The organism is Rhodospirillales bacterium, assembly GCA_016872535.1.
In the GTDB taxonomy this organism is placed as follows: domain Bacteria; phylum Pseudomonadota; class Alphaproteobacteria; order Rhodospirillales; family 2-12-FULL-67-15; genus 2-12-FULL-67-15.
The window spans coordinates 19,290-33,417 of record VGZQ01000033.1 but is presented as its reverse complement, the minus strand read 5'-3'; the positions used below and the strand labels follow the sequence as shown (position 1 = coordinate 33,417).

General features: G+C 66.8%; 13 protein-coding genes. 5 read left to right on the top strand and 8 right to left on the bottom strand.

Features of this window, described 5'->3' with window-relative positions:
• Positions 1 to 461: 461 nt before the first annotated feature.
• Positions 462 to 875 carry a hypothetical protein gene (locus FJ311_08355; GenBank protein ID MBM3951450.1) on the bottom strand — a complete coding sequence of 138 codons (414 nt, stop codon included), beginning with the start codon at positions 873 to 875 and terminating at the stop codon, positions 462 to 464.
• Positions 876 to 1,029: 154 nt separating this feature from the next.
• On the opposite strand from FJ311_08355, the gene FJ311_08350 reads away from it, so the two are divergent.
• Both FJ311_08350 and FJ311_08345 read left to right on the top strand, forming a co-directional pair.
• Entirely contained in the window at positions 1,030 to 2,106 is a 1,077-nt protein-coding gene (locus FJ311_08350; protein ID MBM3951449.1) for a tartrate dehydrogenase, read from the top strand.
• Between the two features lie 133 nt (positions 2,107 to 2,239).
• Positions 2,240 to 2,995: a VacJ family lipoprotein gene (locus FJ311_08345; GenBank protein ID MBM3951448.1), complete on the top strand. Its 756-nt coding sequence runs from the start codon at positions 2,240 to 2,242 to the stop codon at positions 2,993 to 2,995.
• A gap of 64 nt (positions 2,996 to 3,059) precedes the next feature.
• Here FJ311_08345 and FJ311_08340 read toward each other — a convergent pair whose 3' ends face one another.
• The 7 genes from FJ311_08340 to FJ311_08310 form a co-directional block, all read right to left on the bottom strand.
• Positions 3,060 to 3,998 carry an AEC family transporter gene (locus FJ311_08340; GenBank protein ID MBM3951447.1) on the bottom strand — a complete coding sequence of 313 codons (939 nt, stop codon included), beginning with the start codon at positions 3,996 to 3,998 and terminating at the stop codon, positions 3,060 to 3,062.
• Entirely contained in the window at positions 3,995 to 5,872 is a 1,878-nt protein-coding gene (locus FJ311_08335; GenBank protein MBM3951446.1) for a hypothetical protein, read from the bottom strand. Before FJ311_08335 ends, FJ311_08340 begins: the two co-directional genes overlap by 4 nt.
• A 115-nt stretch (positions 5,873 to 5,987) precedes the next feature.
• A complete protein-coding gene (groL, locus tag FJ311_08330; protein MBM3951445.1) occupies positions 5,988 to 7,634 on the bottom strand; it encodes a chaperonin GroEL in 1,647 nt (548 codons plus the stop codon).
• A 47-nt stretch (positions 7,635 to 7,681) separates the two neighbouring features.
• Positions 7,682 to 7,984 (bottom strand): co-chaperone GroES, encoded by a 303-nt coding sequence (locus tag FJ311_08325; protein ID MBM3951444.1) that lies wholly within the window; start codon positions 7,982 to 7,984, stop codon positions 7,682 to 7,684.
• Between the two features lie 137 nt (positions 7,985 to 8,121).
• Entirely contained in the window at positions 8,122 to 9,789 is a 1,668-nt protein-coding gene (locus FJ311_08320; GenBank protein ID MBM3951443.1) for a glycosyltransferase family 39 protein, read from the bottom strand.
• Positions 9,786 to 10,427, bottom strand: coding sequence for a VTT domain-containing protein (locus FJ311_08315; GenBank protein ID MBM3951442.1), 642 nt, complete (start codon positions 10,425 to 10,427; stop codon positions 9,786 to 9,788). Before FJ311_08315 ends, FJ311_08320 begins: the two co-directional genes overlap by 4 nt.
• A gap of 101 nt (positions 10,428 to 10,528) precedes the next feature.
• The gene (locus FJ311_08310) at positions 10,529 to 11,323 is read right to left on the bottom strand and encodes a glycosyltransferase family 2 protein (GenBank protein ID MBM3951441.1); all 795 of its coding nucleotides are present in this window, start codon (positions 11,321 to 11,323) and stop codon (positions 10,529 to 10,531) included.
• A gap of 168 nt (positions 11,324 to 11,491) precedes the next feature.
• Here FJ311_08310 and FJ311_08305 point away from each other — a divergent pair, with 168 nt between their 5' ends.
• From FJ311_08305 to pstB, 3 genes are all read left to right on the top strand, one after another.
• Entirely contained in the window at positions 11,492 to 11,989 is a 498-nt protein-coding gene (locus tag FJ311_08305) for a thioesterase-like protein (GenBank protein ID MBM3951440.1), read from the top strand.
• Positions 11,990 to 12,046: 57 nt separating this feature from the next.
• Positions 12,047 to 13,126: a hypothetical protein gene (locus FJ311_08300; protein ID MBM3951439.1), complete on the top strand. Its 1,080-nt coding sequence runs from the start codon at positions 12,047 to 12,049 to the stop codon at positions 13,124 to 13,126.
• Between the two features lie 183 nt (positions 13,127 to 13,309).
• On the top strand, positions 13,310 to 14,125 hold the full coding sequence (gene pstB / locus FJ311_08295) for a phosphate ABC transporter ATP-binding protein (GenBank protein MBM3951438.1): 816 nt from the start codon (positions 13,310 to 13,312) through the stop codon (positions 14,123 to 14,125).
• The last annotated feature ends 3 nt before the right edge of the window (positions 14,126 to 14,128 follow it).

The window sequence follows — 14,128 nt, the reverse complement described above, 5'->3', positions numbered from 1 at the left end:
GCGGCGTCGAGCCGGGCGGGGCGACGTGCGGGCTGGGCGTCCGCCCGCTCTGGAGCGGAGGCGCCCTTACGGCGCTCGAACCTTATCGGCCAAGCGCGATCTACAACGGCGGGATCGCGGGCGCGGCCCCCGACGCGGCCGCCACCCGCCGCGGTCTGCACCGGGAGACGACCCTGAGCGCCGCCGCGCCCGCGCTGGTTGCTTGGGCCGACATCTATTGGGTCGAGCCGGGAGATCGTATCCGCGTTCGCCTGTTTGGCCCGGCGGGGGAGACTTTGACGGATAACACCACCACCGTCGAAAAGACCCAGGCGCGGCGGTTCGTGTATGCCGGGCTGCGGCGGAAAATCGCCGCGTGGCCGGCGGGAGTCTATCGTTCCGAAGTCGTTTTGCTGCGCGAGCGGGACGGGCGCACGATCGAGGAAGCGCGCTTCGCGCACGCTCTTGAAGTCCGTTGACCGTCAATGCACGTGGTAATCGCGGCGCGCGACCAGCTTGGGCCGGGAGCGAAGAACCCGGGGCGACTGCGGCGGAACGGGTTTGTGCGATCGAGCTTTGACGGCGGCGGTATTTTCCGATCGGATCGGCACGGTTGTCGTGGATATGATGCCGTGCCGGCGCGCCAGCGCGGCCAGCGTGCGCCGGACGATGAGATGGCGCTCGGGCCGATCGTAGCCGCGCCGGATATGCACGGCGGCGATGGCGCCGACCGCTTCGGTCACGGCGACCGCGCCCGGCCGTTCGTCGCACCAGAGAAGAAACGCCCCCACCGTCCACGGGTGCGCGGGCAGGGGACGGAGCGCAAGCCGACGGCACCAGGCGGCAAAGGCGCGCCAGGCGGGATCGTGAATGGTGCCTTTCGTCGGCGCGTGCATGGTGCGTGCGCCTAAATCCTTCACGCGTTACCGCGCGCGAAATCGGGTTCCGGTTGCTTGAACGGGCCGCTTCTGGCAGGTGTGTTACGCGCGCCGCATTCGGCGGCACATTGGACCGCAAGGTCGTCGCGGTTCCAAACGAAGGAGATATTATATGCGGGAATACCGGATCGCCGCCATACCCGGCGACGGCATCGGAACCGAGGTGATTGGCGCGGGACTCGAAGTTTTACGCGCCCTGGAAAAGCGCGACGGCGGTTTTCGCCTGGCGATCGAGCATCTGCCCTGGGGCTCGGACTATTACCGCCGCCACGGTCGGATGATGCCCGAAAACGGGCTCGACCTGCTGAAAGGCGCGGACGCGATCTATTTCGGCGCGGTCGGCGATCCGGAGTTGCCCGACCACGTTACCTTGTGGGGCCTGCGTCTCGCCATTTGCCAGGGGTTCGACCAATACGCCAACGTCCGCCCCGCGCGGCTTCTGCCCGGCATTATGGGACCGTTGCGGGCGGCAAATCCTTCGGACCTCGATTGGATCATCGTGCGCGAGAACACCGAGGGCGAGTACTCGGGCGCCGGCGGGCGCGTGCATCGCGGCCTGCCCGAAGAGGTCGGCCTTGACGTCGCGGTGTTCACCCGGACCGGCGTCGAGCGGATCATGCGCTTTGCCTTCGGATTGGCACGCTCCCGCCCGCGCAAGCGCCTGACCGTGGTCACCAAGTCGAACGCGCAACGCCACGGCATGGTGCTGTGGGACGACGTGCTCGCCGGGCTCAAGGGCGATTATCCCGATGTCGCGGTCGACAAGATGCTGGTCGACGCCATGACCACGCGCATGGTGCTGAAGCCGGAAACGATTGATGTCGTCGTTGCCACCAACCTGCACGCCGACGTGCTCAGCGATCTCGCCGCCGCCCTCAGCGGCAGCCTTGGCATCGCGCCGACCGCGAACCTCAACCCCGAGGGCAAGTTCCCGTCCATGTTCGAGCCGATTCACGGCTCGGCCTTCGACATTGTCGGCAAAGGGATCGCCAATCCGCTCGGATCGTTCTGGACCGCGGCGATGATGCTCGACCATCTCGGCGAAAAGGCGGCGTCCGCGCGCCTGATGCGCGCAATCGAGCGCACGACCGGTGAAGGCAAATTTCTTCCCCCCGACCTCGGCGGGCGCGCGACCACCCGCGAGGTGACGGACGCCGTCTGCCGGGCGATCGCCGGGGATAACAAATAGCCTTCCGGCGCACCCTCGGAAAATTATCGTTGTTTTTCATAACGCTAACGGACAGTTGGTGGCGATATCCGGCGGCGTCGGGATTTGCTAGTCTTCCGCGCATCGAATTGGAACGGACAGGGAGAATTCCGTCATGCGTGTTCCAACCCGGCGCCGGCGGCGCACCGTGATCCTGGCTACGGCTGTCCTTGGCTGGGGCGTCCTGGCGGGCGCTCCGGCATACGCGAGCGATCCGGTCGCGACCGACGATCCGCTCGAATCCGTCAACCGGGTGACCTCCGAATTCAACGCGGCCTTGCGCAAAGGGATTCTCGATCCGTTGGTCGAGGGTTATCGGGCGGTGACGCCGACCGACATGCAAAAGGCGATCTCCAACGTCTTTTCCAATTTGAGCGAACCGCTGACCGCGGGATCGAGCCTGTTGCAGGGCGATACCGACAACGCTTCGGTCGCGACCCGGCGCTTCTTCATCAACACCTTCGCCGGCATCGGCGGCATCGGCGATCCGGCGACCGACGCCGGGCTGAAGCAGCGGCGCGAGGACCTGGGCCAAGCCATGGGCGCCAACGGCATCGCGCCCGGGCCGCACATCGTGTTGCCGATCTTCGGGCCGAGCAATCTGCGCGATGCCACCGGCGATATTCTGGTCGGACTGGCCAATCCCGCGCCGCTCGCGCTTAAGGCCGCCGACGCCGGCGTGGGTTATGCCGACAAGAAAGACGCCATCAACGCCGCGACCGAAAGCGCGCTCGATCGTTACACGGTCGAGCGCGACGCCTACGAGCAGCATCGCCGCTTCCTGGTCAACAACGGCCAGGGGCCGGCGACCGCTTTCCCCGATATCGACTTGGACGAGAAAGACGCGTTGGCCGAAACCCGGCGGCGGTAACGCGCTCGCTTAACCGACCCCCGCGTGAAATCCACGCGGGGGTTTTTCATGGCGCGCGGACGGTTCAGTTCGCGATCCAGAGCGAAAACAGGATCGATACCGTCACCACGGACAGGGCGGTGGACAACAATATTCCGCTCGAAGCTCGCTGCACGTATACACCGTAACGTTGGGCGACAACGAAGCAATTGGCGCCCGCCGGCAACGCCGCCATCACCACCGCAACCGTCGCCCACGTCGTTTCGACCGCGAAGACGTGAAAGGCAAGCGCCCAAGTGACCAACGGATGGACGGCGAGCTTGATCGCGACCATCGCGCCGACCTCGCCCAAATCCTGCCGGATCGGCTTGCCGACCAGAAAGAGGCCGATGGCGAACAGCGCGCAGGGGCCCGCCGCCGCGCCGAGCAGATCGAAAAACGTCGCGACCGGCTTGGGCAGGCCGACGCCGGCCAACGACCACAGCATGCCGACCAAGGCGGACATCACCAGCGGGCTCTGAAAAACCGCGCGGGCGGCGTCGCGGACGACCCGGGCTCCGCCCGCCCGCCGGCGGGGATCGGTCTCGATCAGGATCGTCACGAGCGCGATGAAGATCATGCTCATGAACACGGTGGCGACAATGGTTGGCGGTATGCCGTCCGCGCCGAAAGCGACCAGCGCGAGCGGAACCCCCATGTAGCCGCTGTTGGCGAAAATGCCGCCCATGGCGAACAGGCTGGCTTCGGCCGGGGAATTCTTGAACAGGAGGCGGGCGCTCGCGAACGCGGCGACGAAAACCGCCAATTGCCCGCCGGTGTAGGCGGCGAGGAACGCCGGATCGAATATCCGCGCCGGTTCGATGCGGGCGAGGGATCCGAAGAACAGGGCGGGGAGCGCGCAATAGTAGACGAAGCGGTTGAGGGCGTCGGAACTCGCCTCGCCGAGCCAGCCCATGCGCCCGGCGGCGTACCCGGCGAGAATGATCGCGAACACCGGCAGGACGACGTCGAGGATGGGAATCATGGCCGGCCGTCTTTTGGGTTGGGATAGGGCCACCGTCGGGCAATGGCCCAAGCTCCGTCGGCGCGGCGCAACAGAACGGATTCGTCTTCGCGTAAAGTCAGGCCGGTCGCGGCGGCGGCAAGTTCGGCGCCGGAATGGACCAAAACGAAATCCGGCGGATTGTCGGCGAACAACGTTCTCGCCTTCGCCATGTCCACTCCATGAAAAGCGGAAACGTAGCCAAGCCGGCGGTCGGCCCGGCGCAGATGGTAGAACGTCATGACGCCCGATTCCCCGCTGCCCCCGACATCGAACACCAGCAACCGCGCCTCGCGCGGCACCACGCCGTTGAGCGCCTCGGCGACGGCGCGGTAGTGCGGCTTCGGCGGTTCCAGGTCGAAGCGCAGCTTGGGCGCGAGCGCGATCGGCAACGCAACCACGAGCGCGAGGACGCCGGTTCCGATCGGGCGCGGCAACGGCCGGTCGGCGCGGAATCGCCGCCACAGGGTGCCGGCGAGATACGCGAAGAACGCGGCGCCGAGGAGCGAAAGATGCATGTTGTAGCGCCAGAACGACGCGGCGCGGGTCCCCTCGCCCGCGCCGAAGATGGCAACATAGGCGAACAGCAGAAAGGCGTTGTAGCCGAGAAACGGCAGGGCGACGATCAAGGCGAGCCGGTCGAGGCCGCTGCGGCAGCGCCAAAGCGCGCGCAGGGCGAAGCCCACCGCGACCGCCATCAAGCCGAAGTAGACGCCCTTCTTGGCGGCGATGGTGGCCATGCGCCACAGGATTGCCGGCGCCTCGCCGAACATCCATTGCGACACGGGCATGAGCGTGAATTCGCCGGTTCCGCCGAGAGACGCGGTAACATGATGGCGCCACAAGAGATACATCAGGATCGGTGGTGCCACCGCCGCAGGCACGAGAGAAAGTAGTTTTTTCGGTTTTACCGTTGGATCGCGGAGTGCGACGATGCCGGCGGAGGCGGCCACGAGAAACAATATGCCGAGATTGACCTGCTTGATGGCGACCAGCAGCGCGCCCGCAAGCCCGAATTGCCAGGCCAACGCGCGGGCATCGCGGTCGCGTTTCTCCGCCAGCGCCTCGACCGCGAACCACGCCATTACGCCGGCGAACGCGGTCACGACCCCGGTCGAGGTGTCGGCGTAATTGGTGAGCACGATCTTTTGAACGAAGGACGGGTTGAAGATCGTTCCCGCCGCCACGGCGAAGGCGGCCGCCGTCCAGGAAGCGGCGAAGGAAGGGGCGGGGTGCGGCCCGGTCGTCGCGCGCCCGGCCCCGACGGCGGCGAGGCGGACGGCGAGCGCGCCGTAGCCGAGCAGCAGAACGACATTGGCGACCGCCCCGGCCGCCTCGTGAAACCGCCCGGCAATTTGGGAAACGAGCGCGCTCAAGATCGGAAAGGCGAACGGATAGGCCGGGAATATCAGGCCGTGCTCGGGATCGGCGCGGGTCGGCAGGGCGTTCTTTTCGACCAGATAGCGCACGGCACCCGCCCAATGGGAAAACTCGTCCCACTCGGACGCGCGGTGGGCGGCGGCGATCAGCAGCAAGGGCAGGGCGACGAGGGCCGCGCGCGCCAGAATCGGGGCGAAGGGCGCCTCACGCCTTGCGGCCAGCCACAGCAGCGCGATCGCGCCGCCGCCGAACACGAACCATCCCGTCGCCGCAAACCCGACGCCGAAAAAAATGTGCGGAACGAGAAACGCGGCGACGGCGACCGACCAGCCGAAGATGATCGTCGCTTCGGGCAGCGCGCGCGGTCCGGCAGCCGTGCGCCCGAGCGCCGCGAGCAGGACGAACGCAATGCCCGCCGCGCCCAGCACGACGGCTTGGTCGGGGCCTTCCAGCAATAGGCGAAGATGGGAACCCATGGCGAAAATAAAGTCGCGTAAACCCTAAAGGGTTCCAGTCCGGGCGGCAACGCGGGCCAAAATAAAGAAGCCGCCCGTCGCCGGGCGGCTTCTCCTTGAGCAATCGCTGGACGGCCTAGAAGTCGCCCATGCCGCCCATGTCGCCCGGGCCGTGACCGGCGCCGTGCGAGTGGGCCTTCTTTTCCGGCCGCTCGGCGACCATCGCCTCGGTGGTGACGAGCAGGCCGGCAACGGAAGCCGCGTCCTGAAGGGCGGTGCGGACAACCTTGGCCGGATCGATGATGCCGGCCTTGAGCATGTCCACGTATTTCCCTTCCTGGGCGTCGAAGCCGAGGTTGGTGTCCTTGTTCTCGAGGAGCTTGCCGACCACCACGGCGCCATCGACGCCGGCGTTTTCCGCGATCTGGCGGGCCGGGGCCTGCAGCGCACGGCGGACGATATCCACGCCCGTCCGCTGGTCGTCGTTGTCGGGCTTGAGCTTGTCGAGCGCCCGGGTGGCGTAGAGCAGGGCCGCGCCGCCGCCGGCGACGATGCCCTCCTCGACCGCGGCGCGGGTCGCGTGCAGCGCGTCGTCGACCCGGTCCTTGCGTTCCTTGACCTCGACCTCGGTCGCGCCGCCGACCCGGATCACCGCCACGCCGCCGGCGAGCTTCGCCAGTCGCTCCTGGAGCTTCTCCTTGTCGTAGTCGGAGGTGGTTTCCTCGATCTGCGCGCGGATCTGGCCGCAGCGGGCTTCGATGTCTTTGCGTTTGCCCGCGCCCTCGACGATGGTGGTGTCGTCTTTGTCGATGGAGACTTTCTTCGCCTGGCCGAGCATCTGCAAGGTGACGTTCTCGAGCTTTATGCCGAGGTCTTCGCTAATCACTTGGCCGGCGGTGAGGACGGCGATGTCCTCGAGCATGGCCTTGCGCCGGTCGCCGAAGCCGGGCGCCTTGACCGCCGCGACCTTGAGGCCGCCGCGCAACTTGTTGACGACCAGTGTCGCCAGCGCCTCGCCCTCGATTTCCTCGGCGATGATCAGCAGCGGACGGCCCGACTGCACCACCGATTCGAGAACCGGGAGCAGAGGCTGAAGGCCCGAGAGTTTCTTTTCGTGGATCAGGATGTAGGGATTCTCCATCTCGCAGGTCATCTTTTCGGCGTTGGTGATGAAGTAGGGCGAGGTGTAGCCGCGATCGAACTGCATGCCTTCGACCACGTCGAGCTCGGTGGTCAAGCCTTTGGCTTCTTCGACCGTGATGACGCCCTCGTTGCCGACCTTTTCCATCGCCCGCGCGATCATGTCGCCGATCTCGCGGTCGACGTTGGCGGAAATGGTGCCGACTTGGGCGACTTCGGCGCTGGTCGAAACCTTTTTCGCGCGCTTCTTCACGTCCTCGACCACCGCCTCGACGGCGAGATCGATGCCGCGCTTCAGGTCCATCGGGTTCATGCCCGCGGCGACCGCCTTGGCGCCTTCGCGCACGATCGATTGGGCGAGAACGGTGGCGGTGGTGGTGCCATCGCCGGCCTCGTCGCTGGTCTTGGAGGCGACCTCCTTGACCATCTGCGCGCCCATGTTCTCGAACTTGTCGGCGAGCTCGATGTCCTTGGCCACCGTCACGCCGTCCTTGGTGATGCGCGGCGCGCCGAAAGATTTTTCGAGCACGACATTGCGGCCCTTGGGGCCGAGCGTCACCTTCACGGCGTCGGCCAGAATGTCCACGCCGCGCAACAGGCGCTGGCGCGCTTCCATGCCGAATTTTACGTCCTTAGCAGGCATTGGCTGTTCTCCTTGGAATGAGACGCGCGGAAACGAGTTCCGCGTAGTTACTTCTTCTTGCTTTCCTCGACGATGCCGAGAATGTCGGATTCCTTCATGATCAACAGCTCGTCGCCGTCGATCTTGACTTCGGTGCCGGACCACTTGCCGAACAGGATGCGGTCCCCGGCCTTGACGTCGAGGGGCGTGATCTTGCCGTCCTCGCTGCGGCTGCCGCTGCCGGCGGCGATCACGCGGCCTTCCATCGGCTTTTCCTTGGCGGTATCGGGAATGATGATTCCGCCCTTGGTCCGTTCTTCCTGCTCGATCCGCTTTACCAAAACGCGGTCGTGCAACGGCCTGAACTTCATCGGCGAATCTCCTTGATGTTCATTTGTTTACAATAGGTTAAAGTGCTGCTAGCACTCACCCATATCGAGTGCCAGCGATTTAATGAGCCGGAGGCCCTCTGTCAAGCGCAAAGGCCGGCCAATTTCGGGAAAGGTTATTAATCGCGGTAGACCGAACGGGGGTGCCGGGCAAGCTGGTCGCGGTCCCAGACCACCACCCAGCCGTCGCGAAACGGATCGGCTGAAAGCGGCTGGGGCTCGCCCGCGGACGGCAGCCGGTCGCGGTAGGAAACCACCTTGCCCCGGGCGTGGGCAGCGAGCCAATCGCCGGAGTCCCTGTCGTTGAGACCGATGACGGCGATGGGTTTTTCCAAGCGCCCGGCGAAATGGAACTGGCCGTGGTACTTGGCGACATGGGCGATCGCCTCGCCGGCGTCCTCCCAGGCCTTCAGGCGCCGGGCGGTCGCGGAAAGATCGTGCGCTTGGGCGAGCATCGGGTGCGCCGCCAGATGCACCGCGACCACCAGCAGCGCCATCAAGGCCGCGCCGGTCCCGACCGTGGTTTCGGGCGCGGTCGGGCGCCGGCGCCACGCGAATATCGCGGTTATGAGCGCGGCGAGGGCCGGCAGCGCCATCCAGAAGAATTCGACGCCGGCGAGCCTGGCGAGAAGCTTGCCGGTTCCGGGCAGGATGGGCAGAAGACCGGCGATGAAGGCGATGGCGAAGAGGACGAGCGCCGGCGCCCCCGCCCCGAACCGCCCAAGACTTGTCGCCGGCGCGGCGGCGGAACCCGACGCGAGCCGCGCGACGAACAGGGCGAGCGCCGGAAACTCGGGCAGGAGATAATGCAGCTGCTTGCCGCTGATGAACGAGAACGCAACGAACGCGGCGGCGAGCCAGATCAGGGTGAGGCGAATCCCGCCATCGCCGCCGATGGGGGCGGCGGATCCGGCGCGCCTGACCGCGCGCCAAGGAAGCGGCCATAACGTCCACGGCAGCAGCAGGACGGGCAGCCACGCGGCATACCACCAGACCGGGCGCTTGTGAGCGAACGATTCGACCATGCGCCCCGCCGATTGGCCGATAAACAACTCGCGGGCGAACTCCGGCCCGCCGGCGATCGCCGCCGGGATCGCCCAGGCGAGCCCAATCGCCGCTCCGAGCAGCACCGCGCCGAAAACGCCGGCATACCACCGACCCCAGTGCGGAAGCCGCGCACCAGCAAGATTGGGCGCCCACCAGGGCGCGGCGAGGGCGGCGGGCAGAACGTGCAGAAGAATCGCGGGGCCTTTCGCGAGGACGCCGAGACCGAGCGCAATGCCGCATATCGCCATGCCGCGGCCCCAGCGGCCTTCGGCCGCGATCGCTAGGCCGAGCAGACCGAGCACCGCGAAAAACGCGAGCATCAAATCAAACATGGTGAGAGTGGTGAACAGGGCGAAAAAAGCGGAACCGAACAGAAGCGCGGGCGCGAGCCGCACGGCGCGCGCGTCTTCCGGCCACAGGCGGGCCGCGAGCGCGGCCGTGAGCACGAGCGTGCCAAGCCCGAACAACGGTGCGACCAAGCGCGGCGTCCAGTCGTTGACGCCGAAGATGCCCCAGCCGAGGTGCATCAGCCAGAACAGCAGCGGCGGCTTGTGACTGTAGGTCTCGCCGTTGAGGTGGGGCACGAGAAAACCGCGATCGCGCCACATTTCCCAGGCGACGGCGAGATAGCGGGTTTCGTCCACCGGCAGGTGCGGGCGCAGCGCTATTCCGGCCGCGACCACGGCGAGCCAACCGCCCGCCCAAGCGAGGGTCACCGGAAACGATCCGCGCGGCATCATGGTTTTGCCCCGTTCCTGCGGTCCGCGCCCGCGGCGTCGGCCGAATCGGGATCGAGATCGCGCTCCAGCTCGTCGCCGAGGGTCTTGGTCCCGTGATGGCGGCGGTAGAGATAGACGCCGAGCACGCCCGACGCCGCGAACAGCACCGCCCCCAAAATCACGCGCGAGGCGAGATCGACGGCGACGCCGCTGCCGACCAACGCAAACACGACGGTTTGCGGGATGTAGCCGACGGCGGATCCGGCCACGAACGGCGCGAACGGCACGCGCGACACCCCGGCGGCAAGGTTGGTGATCAGGTTGCTGCCGATCGGCAGAAAACGGATCAGTAGCGTCATGGTAAACGGATGCTCGGCGAGAAAGTCGTCGATCCGGCGCACCCGTGCCGGAAACCGCGCCGCCACCAATTCGCGTCCGAACAGCCGCGCATAGGCGAACGCCGCGACGCAGCCAAGCGCGGCCGCGAGCAGCGCGAGCGCGCTACCGATCGCGAACCCGAACGCATAACCGGCGAGGAAGGCGACGACCTGGCGAGGGAGGCCGACGGCAACGAACATGGCGCCCGCGGCGACGAACAACGCTTCGCCGCGCAGGCCCTGGCCGCGCACGTAGGCATCGATCCATTTTTCGTCGAGCATGCCCGCGAGTCCCGAAACGTGCAGCGCCGCGCCGACGAGGACGAGCGACAGGAACAAGGCCGCGCTGCGCAGCACGAGCCGACCGCTGGTGGGGCGGGAACTCACGGGCGCGATTCTCCCGGGCGCAAGTCCTCGCGCGCGTCGGCAACAAGACGCCGCCGGTTAAGCCACGCTACCCCCGCGAGGTCGAGCAATCCGGCCCACAACCGGTCCCAGGTTCCGTAATTGGATCGCCCGCGCCGGCGCGGGCGATGGTTGACGGGAATGGATCGGACACGCCCACCCGCGCGGCGCATGAGAGCAGGAAGAAAACGGTGCATGTGGTTAAACGCGGGAAGGGCGAGAAAAGCCGCGCGCGAAAAGACTTTCAGGCCGCAGCCGGTGTCGGGCGTTTCGTCGCCGAGCGCGCGCGCGCGCACCGCATTGGCGATACGGGACGAAAGACGCTTGATCGCGGTATCGCGCCGCCGCGCGCGCCAGCCGACGATCATCAGGGTGTCGCGTTCGGCTTCGGCGAGCCAGGCGTCGAGCAGGCGCGGGATGTCGGCGGGATCGTTCTGGCCATCGCCGTCAATGGTGACGACGATATCGCCGCGCGCGAACCGCACGCCGGTGACGATGGCCGCGCTCTGGCCCGCGCGGCGCGCATGGCGCACCAAGCGCAGGGAAGGCGTCGCCGCCATCGCCGCCCGCACCCGTTCGGCCGTATCGTCGGCGGAGCCGTCGTCCACGCATACGATTTCGGTACCGGGTCGGCCGACGAGCGCCCGGACAATTTCGGCGACGAGTGGCGCCACGTTTTCCGCTTCGTTGAGCAGCGGCACCACGACGCTGATGGCGGGCGGGCGCGCGTCGGAAGCGGAAGGGTCGGGGAGGGCGGGAGATGGCGTCTGCATGGTCATCGGCGGAGGCTTTAACCCCCGCCGCGCCCCGCTTATCGCACCGAGGCTGCGGCCGGGGCAAGGGGTAATGCCCGTGTCGGATCATGGGGTTGACCGTTTGCCACTGGGCGGCGGCGAATCCGGTCGTCATAATCCGGCGGTCGCCAAGGTAAAGAGGTCGCAATGCCGTTGACCGCGCCCGAATCGTCGCCACCGCTCGTGCCGCACGAGGAAACCGTGCGGCCGGAATGGATCGACTACAACGGTCACATGAACGTCGCTTACTACGTGCTCGCGTTCGATCACGCCACCGACAAGCTGCTCGACGTCCTCGGTATCGGCGAAGCATACCGGCGCGACGAGAACGGATCGTTCTTCGTCGTCGAATCCCACGTCGTCTACCGGCGCGAGCTTCGCGTCGGCGACAGCATGCGAATCGAAACCGAAATCCTCGATCACGACAACAAGCGGTTGCACGGATTTTCCCGCATGTTCCGCGCCGCCGACGGCGAGGTCGCCGCCAGCTACGAGTTTCTCGGCCTGCACATGGACATGACCGCCCGCCGGGCGGCGCCGTTTCCCGCGCCGGCGCTCGCGCGCATTCGCGCGCTCGCCGCCCGGCAAGGCGTGCAGCCTCGTCCGGCCGAAGCCGGGAGGTCTGTACGAATTCCGACCCGCTAGTCCAGCCCCGCCGTCCAAGCCTTGCCGGGCGCGGCGTACTCTGGCAGCCTCTCGGCCATGCACGGCCTCGTTATCGCCATCCTCGACGGCATGCCCGATCCGGTGCTGCTGGTGAATTCGCGGCGGTCGGTGATCGCGGCCAACCGGGCGGCGCGCGAACTTTCCGTCGGTCCGATGATCGGCAACGATTTCGCTGTGACCTTGCGTCATCCGGCGGGGCTGGAGGCGGTCGACGCCGTTTTACGGGGGGCGACGGCGCGCGAGGCGGAGGTTTTCCTTCCGGTGCCCGGCGCGGCGACCTATCGCCTGTTTGCCGCCGCCATAGCCGGCGACGGGGTTCGCGGTGCCGACGAGCCCGCCGCGATCGTCACCTTGCACGATCTGACCGCTATCCGCATGGCCGAGCGGATGCGCGCCGATTTCATCGCCAATGCGTCCCATGAACTGCGCTCGCCGCTGGCGGCGCTGATCGGGTTCATTGAAACCCTCAAGGGTCCGGCCAAGGACGACACCGAGGCGCGCGGGCGTTTTCTCGACATCATGCACACCGAAGCCGCGCGCATGGCCCGGCTGATCGACGATCTGCTGTCGTTGTCGCGGGTCGAGGTCGAGGAACGTATTCCGCCCCGCGACGCGGTCGACCTCGGCAAGGTGGCCCGCGGCGCCATGGATCTTCTTTCGGTGCGCGCCAAGGAAACCGGCGCGAGCCTCGAATTGGATTGTCCCGCCGATGTGCCGCCGGTTCTCGGCGACGCCGATCAGCTGGCGCAAGTCTTCCGCAACCTGATCGAGAACGCCATCCGCTATGGCCGCGCCGGCGGACGCATCGCCGTCACATTGCGCGCGGTCGACCGTATCCCCGACCGCGGCGTGCCCGGTGTCGCCGCATGCGTGGCCGACGAAGGCGACGGTATCCCCCACGACGCGCTGCCGCGCCTGACCGAGCGCTTTTATCGGGTCGACAAGGCGCGCGCCAAGGCTCTTGGCAGCACCGGACTCGGACTCGCCATCGTCAAGCACATTATCGGACGCCATCGCGGCCGGCTGGCGATCGAAAGTCAGCTCGGCAAGGGAAGCCGCTTCACGGTCTACGTTCCCGTCGCGACGCCGGGAGCGGCGAATGGGCGAACCTCGTAACCGATTCGACGCGGGTGCCGCCGCCGCGAACGCCATCGGCGCGAATGTCAACAAACTGTCACGCGATGATCACATGGCCGTCGCTTTCATCCGGCAGGATGCGGCTTCCGCCCCCTGGAAACGGTTCTTCCCCTGTCGTGATGTGCGTATCCGACTAGATTCAAAGAGTTATTCATGAATGTCATGATTGCGGAGTCGGAGAACCAATTCGGCCCCACGGTCAGCCATCCGCTGTCGGGCGGCCAGGGGCAGAACCTGGAAATGATCGGCTTCAATCTCTGGTACGGCGAGAGTCAGGCGTTGTTCGACGTCTCCTTTGCGGTCGAGCGCGGCCTGGTTACCGCCCTGATCGGACCCTCGGGCTGCGGCAAATCCACGCTGCTGCGCTCGGTCAACCGCATGAATGACCTGATCGACGGCCTCAAGATCGAGGGCGAAATCCGGGTCGACGGACGCAACATCTACGCCCGCGATACCGACGTGATCGCGCTTCGCAAACGCATGGGCATGGTCTTCCAAAAGCCCAATCCGTTTCCGATGTCGATCTTCGAAAACGTGATCTATCCGCTCCGCGTCGATGGCGTGCGGGACCGCCGGGTGCTGGCGGAAACGGCCGAGCGCGCGCTCAACGCGGCGGCGCTGTGGAACGAGGTGAAGGATCGCCTTTCGGACAATGCGCTCGGGCTGTCGGGCGGCCAGCAGCAGCGCCTGTGCATCGCCCGCGCGGTCGCGGGCGATCCCGAGGTTTTGCTGATGGACGAGCCGTGCTCCGCGCTCGATCCCATCGCCACCGCGCGGATCGAGGAGTTGATCGACGAACTGAGCGGGACGTACACCATCGTTCTCGTCACCCACAACATGCAGCAGGCGGCGCGGGTGTCCGACAATACCGCGTTCATGTATCTCGGCCGTCTGGTAGAATACGGCGCCACCGACGCCATCTTCACCGCGCCCCGGGAGCCCCGCACCCAGGGTTACATCACCGGCCGCTTCGGCTGACGC